14 protein-coding genes are annotated in these 12,286 nt (G+C 71.1%); 1 reads left to right on the top strand and 13 read right to left on the bottom strand.

Annotated features, from left to right (window positions below):
• Window positions 1-107: 107 nt before the first annotated feature.
• The 12 genes from SY84_RS15505 to ispH all read right to left on the bottom strand — a co-directional run bounded on the left by SY84_RS15505 (window position 108) and on the right by ispH (window position 10,131).
• Window positions 108-848, bottom strand: a complete 741-nt coding sequence (locus SY84_RS15505; protein WP_046844760.1) for a class I SAM-dependent methyltransferase — start codon at window positions 846-848, stop codon at window positions 108-110.
• A gap of 19 nt (window positions 849-867) precedes the next feature.
• Complete coding sequence (locus SY84_RS15500) at window positions 868-1,608, bottom strand: polysaccharide deacetylase family protein (protein WP_052751207.1); 741 nt, start codon at window positions 1,606-1,608, stop codon at window positions 868-870.
• The gene (locus tag SY84_RS15495) at window positions 1,605-2,732 is read right to left on the bottom strand and encodes an MGDG synthase family glycosyltransferase (protein ID WP_046844759.1); all 1,128 of its coding nucleotides are present in this window, start codon (window positions 2,730-2,732) and stop codon (window positions 1,605-1,607) included. Before SY84_RS15495 ends, SY84_RS15500 begins: the two co-directional genes overlap by 4 nt.
• Window positions 2,729-3,859 carry an LptF/LptG family permease gene (locus SY84_RS15490; protein ID WP_046845321.1) on the bottom strand — a complete coding sequence of 377 codons (1,131 nt, stop codon included), beginning with the start codon at window positions 3,857-3,859 and terminating at the stop codon, window positions 2,729-2,731. The genes SY84_RS15495 and SY84_RS15490 overlap by 4 nt, the downstream gene beginning before the upstream one ends.
• 73 nt (window positions 3,860-3,932) lie before the next feature.
• Window positions 3,933-4,361 carry a 3-hydroxyacyl-ACP dehydratase FabZ gene (gene fabZ, locus SY84_RS15485; protein ID WP_046844758.1) on the bottom strand — a complete coding sequence of 143 codons (429 nt, stop codon included), beginning with the start codon at window positions 4,359-4,361 and terminating at the stop codon, window positions 3,933-3,935.
• Window positions 4,362-4,458: 97 nt separating this feature from the next.
• Window positions 4,459-5,535, bottom strand: a complete 1,077-nt coding sequence (locus SY84_RS15480; protein WP_046844757.1) for a rod shape-determining protein — start codon at window positions 5,533-5,535, stop codon at window positions 4,459-4,461.
• Window positions 5,536-5,580: 45 nt separating this feature from the next.
• Complete coding sequence (locus SY84_RS15475; protein ID WP_052751206.1) at window positions 5,581-5,880, bottom strand: hypothetical protein; 300 nt, start codon at window positions 5,878-5,880, stop codon at window positions 5,581-5,583.
• A gap of 95 nt (window positions 5,881-5,975) precedes the next feature.
• Window positions 5,976-7,523, bottom strand: a complete 1,548-nt coding sequence (locus tag SY84_RS15470; RefSeq protein WP_081424728.1) for a gamma-glutamyltransferase family protein — start codon at window positions 7,521-7,523, stop codon at window positions 5,976-5,978.
• Between the two features lie 106 nt (window positions 7,524-7,629).
• Window positions 7,630-7,911, bottom strand: coding sequence for a hypothetical protein (locus SY84_RS15465; protein ID WP_046844755.1), 282 nt, complete (start codon window positions 7,909-7,911; stop codon window positions 7,630-7,632).
• Window positions 7,912-7,957: 46 nt separating this feature from the next.
• Window positions 7,958-8,761 (bottom strand): [LysW]-aminoadipate kinase, encoded by an 804-nt coding sequence (locus SY84_RS15460; RefSeq protein ID WP_046844754.1) that lies wholly within the window; start codon window positions 8,759-8,761, stop codon window positions 7,958-7,960.
• A 44-nt stretch (window positions 8,762-8,805) separates the two neighbouring features.
• The gene (locus SY84_RS15455; protein ID WP_046844753.1) at window positions 8,806-9,135 is read right to left on the bottom strand and encodes a DUF1294 domain-containing protein; all 330 of its coding nucleotides are present in this window, start codon (window positions 9,133-9,135) and stop codon (window positions 8,806-8,808) included.
• Window positions 9,136-10,131 carry a 4-hydroxy-3-methylbut-2-enyl diphosphate reductase gene (gene ispH, locus SY84_RS15450; RefSeq protein WP_046844752.1) on the bottom strand — a complete coding sequence of 332 codons (996 nt, stop codon included), beginning with the start codon at window positions 10,129-10,131 and terminating at the stop codon, window positions 9,136-9,138.
• Between the two features lie 190 nt (window positions 10,132-10,321).
• Between ispH and SY84_RS15445 the strand changes: the two genes are divergently transcribed.
• Window positions 10,322-10,750, top strand: a complete 429-nt coding sequence (locus SY84_RS15445; RefSeq protein ID WP_046844751.1) for a hypothetical protein — start codon at window positions 10,322-10,324, stop codon at window positions 10,748-10,750.
• Window positions 10,751-10,779: 29 nt separating this feature from the next.
• Here the strand turns inward: SY84_RS15445 and SY84_RS15440 are convergent, their stop codons facing one another.
• Window positions 10,780-12,243, bottom strand: coding sequence for a phospholipase D-like domain-containing protein (locus SY84_RS15440; RefSeq protein ID WP_046844750.1), 1,464 nt, complete (start codon window positions 12,241-12,243; stop codon window positions 10,780-10,782).
• Window positions 12,244-12,286: the final 43 nt, after the last annotated feature.

Genomic DNA, 12,286 nt, shown 5'->3' with positions numbered 1-12,286 from the left:
AAGCCGTTTAATCCGAGCGGATGCGAGTTGGAGAGAAACGGGGTCCGGACGTGGAGTTGACGACCCGGTGCCGTTCCGGGTTGTCAACGCAACAAACGGAATCCGGATTACACGGCGCGGGTGCTGAAGACCATGACCTCGCTGTGCGCGTCGAGCGGGCCGCCCTGGAACGAGCCGGTCACGCGGGGGCTCTCGAAGCCCGCGAAGCGCAGCAGCCACTCGACCTCGTAGCGGGTGTAGTACCGCTGCGTGAGGGTGTAGTGGCGGCGTTTCAGGGTGCCGTCGGGCGCGGCGGTGTCCACGTGGTACTCGGTGGTGATGTGCTGGCGGGGTTTGTCGTGCCGCTGCACGAGGAACACGTCGGTGCGGCTGCCGTCGGGCGCGTGGAAGGTTTCGCCCTCGTGGCGCAGGGTGTGCGGCTTGCCGAAGCGGGGGACGTAGAGGTCGAACGTGAAGTGCCCGCCCGTTTTCAAATGCGCGTGGATGTTCTCCATGGCCTGCAGCTGCTCGTTGGGCGTGTAGAGGTGCATCAGGGCGTTGAACGGCGCGATGACCGTATCGAAGCGCTGGTCGAGGCTGAAGGTGCGGGCGTCGCCCTGCACGTACTTCACGGTCAGGCCGTCGCGCTGGGCGCGGTCCTGGGCGCGTTCGATCATGCGCGCGCTGGGTTCCAGGCCTGTGATGTCCACGCCGCGCCGCGCGAGGAACGTGGTGACGCGGCCGGTGCCGGAGCCGATCTCCAGCACGGGTCCGCGCGCCTGTTCGCCCACGCGGGCGTAGTGGTGCAGGTCGTCGCGGTACACGTCGTACTGGTGGTCGTACAGGTCGGCAAGCTCGTCGTAGTTCACGCGCCCCAGGGTACGGGATTCACCGCCCGCGAAGGGTGCGCCACACGTCCCGCAGCGTGCCGGGCCGCGCGCCGCGCAGGTCGCGCAGCGGGACGACCTCAAATTCGTGCCTGTGGAGGTCGGCCAGGATGCCGGGCAGCGCCGCCGGGGTGGTGCGCGCGCCGGGTCCGGCGTCGTGCAGCACGATGATCCCGCCGGGCGTCACCTGCCGCTGGACTGCGGCGCGGACGGTGTCGGAGGTGGCGTCCGGTGCCCAGTCGCGGGCCTCGACCGTCCAGTGGACGCCCGTCACTCCGGCGGCGCGCTGACCCAGCACCGTGGCGAGGCTGTACGCGCCGTGCGGGGGCCGCTGGAAGCGGGGGCGCGTGCCGGTCAGCTCCTCCACCTCACGCGTGGCCAGCCCCGGATCACGGAAGGCCGTCCAGGGCAGCAGGGTCCAGGCGTGCCGGTGCCGGTGCGCGTGCGGCAGGACCTCGTGGCCCTCGGCGAGCAGGCGGCGCAGGAGCTCCGGGTGCTGCCGTGCCAGCGCGGGCAGGATGAAGAACGTCGCCTGCACGCCCGCCGCGCGCAGCGTGTCCAGCACGAGCGGGGTGCTGCGCGGGTCGGGGCCATCGTCGAAGGTCAGGGCGACCTGCCGCCCCGCCGGATCGCCGCGCGTGATGATGCCCAGGCCGCCGCGCTGCACGAGCAGATACGGCAGGCCGATGTACACCGCCGCCCCGGCGGCCAGGCCCGCCAGCCAGCGCCATGGACGGGTCACGCGCGGCCCAGGCGACGCAGCAGCACCCGCGCGACCTGCTCGGCCGCGTCCGGGCGACTGACCCGCCGGGCGGCGCAGGACATCCGGGCGCGTTCGTCGGCGTCCAGGGCGCGCAGCACCGCCGGGCGCACGTCGGCCAGGGTCCGCGCCCACAGGGCCGCGCCGTGGCGTTCCAGGTAATCGGTGTTGAATTCCTCCTGCCCGGGTATGGGAGCGTGCACGACAAGCGGCACGCCCAGCGTGGTGGCCTCCGCGACGGTCAGGCCGCCCGCCTTGCCCACCACGAGGTCGGACGCGGCGAGCAGTTCGGGAAAGCTGGTGGTGAAGCCCAGGCGGTGCAGGGTCGCGCCCCCCACCCGGGCCACGCCGTGCCCGTCCGCGCCCGCCAGCACGAGCACCTGAACGCGTCGGCCCAGGTTCCCCAATTCGCGCAGCACCTGCGGCAGCGCGCGGTAACTGCCGGTCCCGCCGCCGGACATCAGGATCAAGGGCAATTCGGGGTCCAGACCGTGCTTCAGACGCAGCGCGGCGCGGTCGGCGCCGATCAGGTCGCGGTACACCCGCGCGATAGGGATGCCCGTGACCTCCACCCGGTCGTCCGGGATGCGCCAGCGGGCGAGCTGCTCGCGGGCTTCCTCGTTCGGGACCATCAGCAGGTCCGCCTCGGCGCGCGCCCAGTGCTGGTGCACGCGGTAGTCGGTGATGACCAGGCCGTTCAGGAAATCGGTGCCGGTGCGGCGGCGGACGTTGTGCGCCAGCGCGACCGGGGTGGGGTAGGAACTGACGACCACCTCGGGGCGCACCTCCAGCACGTCGCGGCGCATGGCGGGGTAACCCAGCCACCCGAAGGCCTGCGCGGTGGGCGCGCGGTCGGTGTCGGTCAGGTGGTAGAAGGCGCGGTACACGCCGGGCATGTGCCGCAGCCACAGGTCGTACGTGCCGGCGGTGATCACGCGTTCGGGGGTGCTCATGTACTTCAGCAGGTCGGCGTGCCGGGCGTCCAGGGGCACGCCCAGGTCGCGCAGCGCGGCGTCCAGCGCGCCGTTCGCCTGATGGTGCCCGCTGCCGAACGACGCGGACACGATCAGGGCGCGGAGAGGGTCGTGGCGGTCCGGCCCGGTCACGCGCGCCTCAGCAGGGTCAGGCCCAGCGCCGCGAACACCACGTTCGCCAGCCACACCCCGGCCTCGGGCTGGCCGGGCAGCAGCGGGGCCAGGGTCAGACCCAGGAAGAACAGCAGGTAGTACGCGACGGCCAGCAGCAGCGCCAGCCCCAGCGCAACGCCCAGCGTACGCCCGTAACGCAGCGCGAACGGCAGGGCCGCCAGCGCCAGCACCAGATTCGCGAAGGGCAGCGCCAGTTTGCGGTTCAGGGTGACGCGCGCCGCGTCCCGCTCGGCGGCCTTCACACCCGGCTTCGTCAGGGACGCCATCAGTTCCGGCCAGCCCTGCGCGTCGGCGCCCACCGCATCGGCGTACGTCGCCAGGGTCTCTGTTCGGCTCAGGCCGGTGTCCACCCGCAGCGTGCCCCCGGACCGGATCGCGGGGAAGGCCTGCGCGACCGTGCCCGGCAGCGTCAGTGGGTTCTGCGCGGCGCCGGGCAGGCGGGCCGCTGCGCCGAAGTCCACGCGGAACACCCGGTAGCCCCGCAGGGTCAGCACGCGGTTCTCGAAGGTGGCGCGGTCCGCGAAGGTCAGCGTGCCCAGCCGGGTGTTGCCGGATTCCCAGCGTTCCAGGCGCACGCCCTGCAGCTCCCGCGTGGTGGCGTCGTAGCCGCGCATGAACAGCGTGACCCCGTCCCCGAGGTCCACGGTCTTGCCGCTCAGCTGCGACAGGCCCGCGCCGGTCAGCACGTCCCAGTACAGGCCGCGCGTCTCGACGTTCAACCTCGGGGCGACCCACAGGCTCAGCCACACCGACAGTGCCGTGACGAGCAGCGCCACCACACCCGCCGGGCGCGCCACGCGGCCCAGGCTGATCCCGCCGGACTGCACCGCCACGAGTTCCCGCTCAGTGCTCATGCGGCCGAACGCCACCACGGTCATCAGGACGACCGCCATGGGCAGCACCTTCACCAGGGTGTCCGGCACCTGATACGCGATCCACTGCCCGACCAGCGCCACCGGGACGCCCTGCAGCCACTGGCTGGAGATGAAGAAGTACCCGAAGCTGAGGATCGCCGTGAACAGCAGCGTGCCCGCCAGGAGCGGCGGCAGCAGCTCCAGCGTCACGTAACAGGTCAGTCGGGTCAACAGCACTCCGGGGCAGGCATCCCGGGCAGCGTACCCGCTGCGGCCGTCCGCGCGGGCCCCTTCACCCCTTCATTCACCCTTTGGCCACCGCGAACAGGATGGTGGCTTCCGCGGCGACCTCGCCGTCCACCAGGGCGCGGCAGGTGGTCTTGCCCAGCCCCCGGCGCAGGAACTCCAGTTTCGCGTGCAGGTGCAGCTGATCGCCGGGAATGACCTTGCGTTTGAAGCGCGCGCCGTCCACGCCCGCGAGGTACCCGACCGTGCCGGGTTCCAGCTGCCCGTGCAGGCAGAACATGCTGGCCTGTGCCAGGGCCTCGACGATCAGCACGCCAGGCATGACGGGTTCCTGCGGGAAGTGCCCGGGGAAGAACGGTTCGTTCACGGTCACGTTCTTCAGGGCGTGCACCTCGCCGTCCTGGATGGACAGCACGCGGTCGACCATCACGAACGGGAAGCGGTGGGGCAGGGTCTTGAGGACGTCTTGAATCAGGATGGGGTCCATGTCAGGCCTCCGGGGGCGCGGGGGGAGAAACGGTGATGGGAGGGGGCTGCGAGGGCCTCCTCCCATCCGAGCCGGGCGCATGGGCCGGGCGGGCGGCTCAGCGGCGCAGGTAGTTGTCGCTGCTGACCAGCGAGTCGCCCAGCACCGGGATCATCTCCAGGGCCATGCCGGTGCCGACCGCGACGGCCTCGATGGCGTTCTCGGCGACCGCGACGGGAATACCGGTCGTCTGGCGCAGCAGTTCGTCGAAGTTGCGCAGCAGGCTGCCGCCGCCGGTCATGACGATCCCGCGGTCGATGATGTCGCTGACCAGTTCCGGCGGGGTGATCTCCAGGACGCGCTTGACGCCCTCGACGATCTTCGTGACGGGTTCGGACAGCGCCTCGACGACGTCGGTGGAGTCCAGGCTGATGGTCTTGGGCAGACCGTTGATCAGGTCGCGGCCGCGGACCTCGGCAGTGAGGTTCTCGGCGTCGTCGAGCAGCATGGCCGCGCCGACCTTGACCTTGATCTCCTCGGCGGTGCGCTCGCCGATCAGGACGTTGTGCTTGCGGCGCACGTAGCGGATGATGCTCTCGTCGAACTCGTTCCCGGCGACACGCAGGGACTCGCTGACGACGATGCCGCCCAGCGAGATGACGGCGACGTCGGTGCTGCCCCCACCGATGTCGACGACCATGCTGCCGACCGGCTCAGCGATCTTCAGGCCCGCGCCGATTGCGGCGGCGAGCGGTTCCTCGATCAGGAACGCGCGGCGGGCGTTGCTGTGGATCGCGGCGCGCAGCACGGCGCGTTTTTCCACGTCGCTGACGTTGCTGGGCACACCGACCATCAGCTGCGGTTTGAAGCCCAGCAGGCGCCCGGCGCCGCCCTGCACCTTCTGCAGGAACATGCTGATCATCTTCTCGGTGAGGCCCTCGTCGGCGATCACGCCGTCCTTGATGGGGCGCACGGCGACGATCCCGCCGGGCGTGCGGCCGATCATCCGGTACGCCTCCTCACCGACGGCCTTGACCTGCTTACTGTCGCGGGCCATGGCGATCACGCTGGGTTCCTGCAGCACCAGGCCGCGGCTCTTGCTGTAAATCAGGAACGTCGCCGTTCCAAGGTCAATTCCGATGTCTTCTGACAGCCTCACACTCGCCTCCGGTCCAAAACTCCCCAATCCTAGCATGCGCCATGAGGCCTGGATAAATGCGTCCTCATGCGCTGGGGGCGCTCAGGCGCGCGGTTTCACGAAGGCTGCTAGCCCCGCGGTCAGGCTGGTGAGGAGCACCAGCGTGAACGCCTGCGCCACCCCGCTCAGGCGGCCCAGTCCGGTCCCCTGGACCGCCCCGGCACCCAGGACGCCCAGCGAGCGCAGCCACAGCGGGCCGTTCGCGGCGAGTGACGAGAACAGGCCCAGCGCGAGCAGGCCCAGTGCGGCGGCGGTCAGGAACAGCAGGACGCTCAGGAGCAGCAGCAGCACGCGCCGCCACGAGGGCGCGCGGGTGGCGCGGGGAGAGGACGGCACGGACATCCGCTGAATTGTAGGGAAGTGAACCGCGCGGGCGGTGAGGAATCTCACACCATCGTCCGCGCGGGCCTCAGCGGGCGGCCCCGCCGGGACGGCCCTCACCAGACGGCGATGTGGCCGTCAGTGCGGGTCTCAGTGCCGCCCTCCAGCACGCCCGTGGCGGGGTCGCGGCGGATCATCTGCCCGCGTCCGAACGCGCCGGGGTCGAGTTGCACGCTGACGGAGTGGCCCAGGCGGGTCAGTTCGCGGGCCAGGGTGCCGCCCAGCGCGTGTTCCACCTCCACGCGGGTGCCGTCCAGCCACTGCCAGCGCGGGGCGTCCAGCGCCTGCTGCGGGTTCATGCCGTACAGCGCGGTGTTCAGCACGACCTGCAGGTGCCCCTGCGGCTGCATGAAGCCGCCCATCACACCGAACGGCCCGACCGGGGTGCCGTCCGCGCGGCCCAGGAAGCCGGGGATGATGGTGTGATACGGGCGCTTGCCGGGCGCCAGCGCGTTGGGGTGGGCGGGGTCGGTGTGGAAGTTATGCCCGCGGTTGTGCAGGGCGATGCCGGTGCCGGGCACGACGATGCCGCTGCCGAAGCCCATGTAGTTGCTCTGGATCAGGCTGACCATCTGCCCCTCCTCGTCGGCAGTGGCGAGGTACACGGTGCCGCCGGTGCTGGGCGCGCGGGTGCGCGGGTCGTGCGCCCTGTCCCCCAGGTGGGCGCGGTGCGCGTCGGCGTTCGCGCCGGACAGCAGGTGCGCGACGTCCACCGGGGTGTGGCGCGGGTCGGCGACGAAGGTGTGCGCGTCGTGGAAACCGCGTTTCATCGCCTCGATCTGCAGGTGCAGGCCCCGGGGGTCGTCGCGGCGCTCGGGCAGCGGCACGCCCCGCAGGACGTTCAGGGCGATCAGCGCGGCGATGCCCTGCCCGTTCGGCGGGATCTCGTACACACGGTGCCCGTGCAGGTCGGTGTGGATGGGCATGACCCACTCGCTGGCGTGCCCGGCGAGGTCCGCGCCGGTCAGCAGGCCACCCTGCGCGCGGGCGTGCGCGTCGATCTGCCCGGCCAGTTCACCGGAGTAGAACGCCTCGCCGTGCGTCGCGGCGATCTGTTCCAGGGTGCGGGCGTGGCCCTCGCTGCGCCACAGCGCGCCGGGCGCGGGCGTGAACCCGTCCGGCGCGAAGGTGCGGAACCATTCGGCCATCTCGGGCAGGTTCAGGCGGCGGTAGATGCCGGTCGCCCGCGCCCAGTTCGCGGCGAGCACCGGGGACAGCGGGTAGCCGTCCCGTGCGTACGAGATGGCCGGGGCGAGCACCTGCGCGAAGTCCAGCCGTCCGAAGCGGGCGTGCAGGTCGGCCCAGCCGCGCACCGCGCCGGGGACGGTCACAGGGGTCCAGCCGTGGCGGGGCATCTCTCCGGCATGCCGCTCCCGCAGGGCGTCCAGGCTCAGGGCGGCGGGCGCGGCGCCGCTGGCGTTCAGGCCGTGCAGTTCCCCGCCCGCCCACACGAGTGCGAACAGGTCCCCGCCGATGCCGTTGCTGGTGGGTTCCACGACCGTCAGCGCCGCGGCAGTGGCGATCGCGGCGTCCACGGCGTTCCCGCCCTGCTGCAACACGCTCAGGCCCGCCTGCGCGGCGAGGGGCTGGCTGGTGGCGACCATGCCGCGCCGGGCGTACACGGGGCGACGGACACTCGGGTATTCAGGCTGGAAGGTCACGGACGCAGCCTACCGCGCACCCGGCACTGCTACCGGGGGACTGGCCGGGTCAGCTGAACAGCGGGCCCAGGTCGGTCAGGCGCCCGGTGGGCTGCGCGGGCCCGAAGGTGTAGCTGCCGAACACGCTGAGGAAGTCCGTGTGCGTGAGGTCGCGGGTCTGACCGCTGGGGCCGGTGGCCTGCACGGTCTCGCCGCGCGCGGTGAGCGAGTACTCGCCGAGTTCGCGCACGGCGGCCTTGCGGCCCCGACCGGTGTGCAGCAGGGCCTGCACGCGGTATTCGCGGCCGCCGCGTTCGTTCAGGAAGGTGAGGAGGTCTGCGGGCGACAGCATGAGCGGGTCAGCATAGCGCACGCGGTCCTTCCCTGCCCGGTGAGGGTCAGGAGACGACGGTGCCCTGGCCGCCGAGCGCGGCGCTGACCGGCTGGCCGTGGCGGGCGTCCCCGAAGATGACGCGCCGGACGCCGCCCTGCACCGCCTCGGCGGCACCGAGGACCTTCTTCTTCATGCGGTCCTGCGCGAACTCCAGGTAGTTCTCGACGTCCGCGGCGGGAATCTCGCGGATCAGGCTGCTCTCGTCGGGGTAGGCGCGCAGCAGGCCGGGCACGTTCGACAGCAGCAGCAGCGCGTCGGCCTTCAGGGCGACGGCCAGGGCGGCGGCGGCGCGGTCGCCGTCCACGTTGATCGCCACGCCGTCGTAGGAACTGGCGGGCGGCGTGAGGACCGGCAGGTACCCCCCGGCGAGCAGGAGGTCGATCAGGTGGGTGTTCACGCGTTCGACGGTGCCGGTGTGGTCGCCGCGCAGGACCTTCACCTTGCCGTTCTCGACGGAGCGGACGGAGTCCTTGTGTTTGCCCTCGAAGATGCGCCCATCCAGGCCGCTGAGGCCGACGGCGTTCACGCCGAGCCGCTGGAGGCGTTCGACGATGCCCTTGTTCATCTTGCCGCAGTACACCATCTCGAAGATCTCCAGGGTCTGGCGGTCCGTGAAGCGGGAGGTGTACCCGCTGGGGCTGGTGACGAATTTTGGTGGGTGACCCAGGGCTTCGGCGACGCGGTTGGTCTCGCCGCTGCCCCCGTGGACGAGGATCAGGCGTTCCCCGTTCTTCCAGCGGGCGGCGATGTCGGCGCAGACGGCGTCGTAGTCGATTCCGGCGCTTCCGCCGACCTTCACAACAATCATGCCCGCCATCCTAGCGCATGACAGGAAGAAGGGTCAAACTCTTATCAATTGACAACGACGGGCAGGAGGATCAGGCCCGTCACCATCAGGACGTCGGCCAGCGCCCACGCCAGCGCGATCCGGCGGAAGACCCGCTGGTACGCCACCTTGCGTGTCTTGTGCCGGAAGAGGCGCTGCCCCAGCCACGACCCCAGCCAGCCGCCCCGCGCTTCCAGGGCGTGCAGCTGACGCTCGGGAATGCGGGTGCGGCCTGCTTCGGCTGCCAGCCCCTTGTCGCGCGCCATCGCCACGAAGGCCACCAGTCCCCACACGACCTGCCACGCCAGGGCGAGGCGCAGCAGCAGCGCCACCACGCCCGGTAGGTCGGCCGGCACCTACTGCATGGTGCGCGGCAGCGCCTGGGTGGGGAGGATCTTCCTCGGCTCGCGGAACTCGATGTTCTCCCACTCGCCCTCCTCGACGACCTCCAGGGCCGGGTTCAGCGCGCGGAAGTGCGCCACGACCGCCTGCACCAGATCGTCCGGGGTGCTCGCCGCACTCGTGATGCCCACCGACCGCACGCCCGTGAAGTCCACGCCTGCGAGGTCCGCCGCCGTCTCCAGCCGCATCGAGCGGCCGCACTCGGCCTCGGCGAGTTCCAGCAACCTCATGCCGTTGCTGCTGTGCGTGCTCGTCAGGACCAGGAACAGGTCCACGTGCGGCGCGATCGCCTTCACGGCGTCCTGGCGGTTCTTCGTGGCGTAGCACAGGTCCTCGCTGGGCGGCACCACCAGCGCCGGGAAGCGCCCCCTGAGGATCTCGATGGTGCGCCGGGTGTCGTCCACGCTGAGGGTCGTCTGCGTCAGCACCACCAGTTTCCCCTCGTCCGGCACCTGCACCGTGTGCGGATCGGCCAGTCCCTCGCCGGTCTTGCCGAGCACGCCCACCACGATGGTCGCCTCGGGCGCCTCACCACACGTGCCGATGACCTCCTGGTGGCGGGCACTGTCGCCGATCAGCAGGATCGTGTAGCCCTCACGCGCGTACTTCTTGGCCTCGGTGTGCACCTTCGTGACCAGGGGGCAGGTCGCGTCGATGGTCGCCAGGCCCAGCGCCCGCGCCCGCTCACGCACGGCGGGACTGATTCCGTGCGCGCTGAACACGACGGTCTCGCCCCCCTGCGGCAGGGCGTCCACGCTGTCCAGATCCTCCACGAAATGCACGCCGTAGCCGGATTCCAGCCGGTCCACGACCGTGTGGTTGTGCACGATGGAGTGGTACACCGTCACCGGTTTCGCTTCGGTCTGCGCGGCCTTCTCGACCGCCTGAATGGCCATCACGACGCCCGCGCAGAAGCCGCGGGGTTTGGCCAGATGAATCCGCTCGATCATGTCGCACAGTCTAGAACGCGGCCCAGCCGGAAACCGTGCGCCCGCGCGCCGGTTCGGGGGAACATCCGCTTATCAGGCAACAGTCAGCGAGTCAAGTCAGTCTGTACCTCTCCGGGGGTGCTCTGCCCCCCATCCGTGAAAAACCTTATCGGCACCTTCATGAGGCCAGTTCTACACTGACCCTCAGCCCATGACAGTCGCTGCCTTCGTGCACCCCTTCAACGTCTCCCAGTCAGTTCTCGTCTGTCGCGCCGCCCACCTCTCCCCCACCATGCAGGCCAAACTCATCACTCTCGCGGTCAGGGACGGCTACCAGATCGTGGTGGTCGGTCAGCGCCACCCGGACCTGAGTCAGGTGCTGGGCACACCCACGCCCGCCTGCACGCCCGACGCCCTCCGCGCCGACCTCGTGGAAGCCCCCAGCGCCCAGCATGCCCTGGCGCATATCCGCTGCACACCACGCCACACCTTCATCCTGCATCCAGTGGGCGACGTGATCGGGACGTACGCCGCCGCCCTGACCCGCCCGGGAACGCCCACCAGTGTGCCGACCACGCCTGAACCCCCCGCCCTGCCCCGCCGGTGGGACGGCCGCGTGGGCCGTCACGCCCCGTACTGACCGGACGCAGGAACCGATGCCATCGGGCCTCAGGGGGCCGTGCGGGTGATCCGGGCCAGCCAGGACTCGGCCGGCACCGCAACACTGCTGGTCGTCCAGGCCTTCTCGAAACTGCGCTGCTGCGCCGCCACGGCGTTCACGTTTCCGGTCGCCAGGGCCGCCTCGGCCAGTCCGGCGCTGCCCCACGCGCTGAAGTGGAAGTTCATGCTGCCCGCCACGACCAGCGCGTGATCCACGGTCATGACCTTGCTGTGCAACCTGAAGGTGCTGTAACGCGCCTCGAAGCGGTCGTCCAGCCCACGGCGGCGCAGTTCACGTCGCATCAGGGCCACGCCGGTGCGGTTGGCTGGTCGCCCGAAGCCGTAATCCACGACCAGTAGCCGCACGTGCACGCCGCGCTCCATCGCGGCCAGCAGCGCCGGGAAGTAGACCGGCAGCCGGTCCAGGGTGCAGGAGTCGGGGTTCAGGTACCCGAACCAGCAGTCCAGCCCCGGGCTGAAGTCCGCCTGCATCAGGTCGATGCTCTGCCGCGCCGCACCGATCAGGGCGAGGTGCGCGCGGTCTGCGAAGTCTTCCCCGGCGGTGCGGCGGTACAGCAGGAAAGCCCGGTCCGGTCCGGCCGTGACCGCTCGGGCCGCCAGGCCCGGGTGTGACGGCGGCTGCGGCGCGACCAGGGTGCAGCGCGCGGCCACGTCCCCAGGAGCCACGTCGTCCGGGCAGCGCAGCTCGTCACTGTGCCGCCACAGATCGTCGAAGGCCGCCACGCCCTCCTGCGCGGCCGGGCCACGCACCCGCAGACCGGTGTCGTGCAGGGCCAGCCCCCCGGATCCACCCAGCGGCAGGTGCCACCCGGTGAAGTTGTAGCCGCTGACCGTCAGGGCCTGGCCGTCGATCACGTGAAGCTTCACGTGACTGTGCGGCAGGTACGCGTAGTTCAGCAGCGTGACCGTCCAGCCCACGCGGGCATCTCTCAGGGGCACGCCCGCCTGCCGCAGGGCGCGGGCGAGCCCCAGCACCTGGGCGGTGCCCGCCGGGTCGCTCAGCTGCGGGTAGTTACCCAGCAGCACGCGGACGGTCATGCCCTGCGGGTACGCGGCGGGGTCGGCCTGCACGCGGCGGTACAGGTCGCGGGAGGCCTGCACGAACACGGCGCCGGGCCGTCCGGGGTCGCTCTCCCATTCCATGCTGGTCAGCAGCACCTCGGCGCGCGCGGCCTGCATCTCGTCAGCAAGTACCTGATAGGCGTCCTGCGGGCTGTCCAGGTCGCGGGGCGTGCGGACGAAACCCAGCACCTCGTTCCCGCAGCTCAGGTCCGGGCCGCCCCGGGCGCGGTCCAGGGTCCACAGCACCCGTTCCAGTGGCGCGTCCGGCGGGGCGCACACCTGCGGCGCGGGCGTGACGGGCGGCGCGGCCGGGCCGAGGAACAGCGGGAGGCGCGCCGCGTGCGCCCCGGCAGGCAACAACAGGGCAAGGAGCAGGAGGACGGCGCGCATCTGCCCGGCAGGCTAGTGCCCGCACGCCGTGACCACCAGCGCA

The sequence above is a fragment of the Deinococcus soli (ex Cha et al. 2016) genome (assembly GCF_001007995.1).
Lineage (GTDB): Bacteria > Deinococcota > Deinococci > Deinococcales > Deinococcaceae > Deinococcus > Deinococcus soli.
The sequence above is the reverse complement of the archived record's forward strand: the minus strand, read 5'-3'. Positions and strand labels throughout refer to the sequence as shown.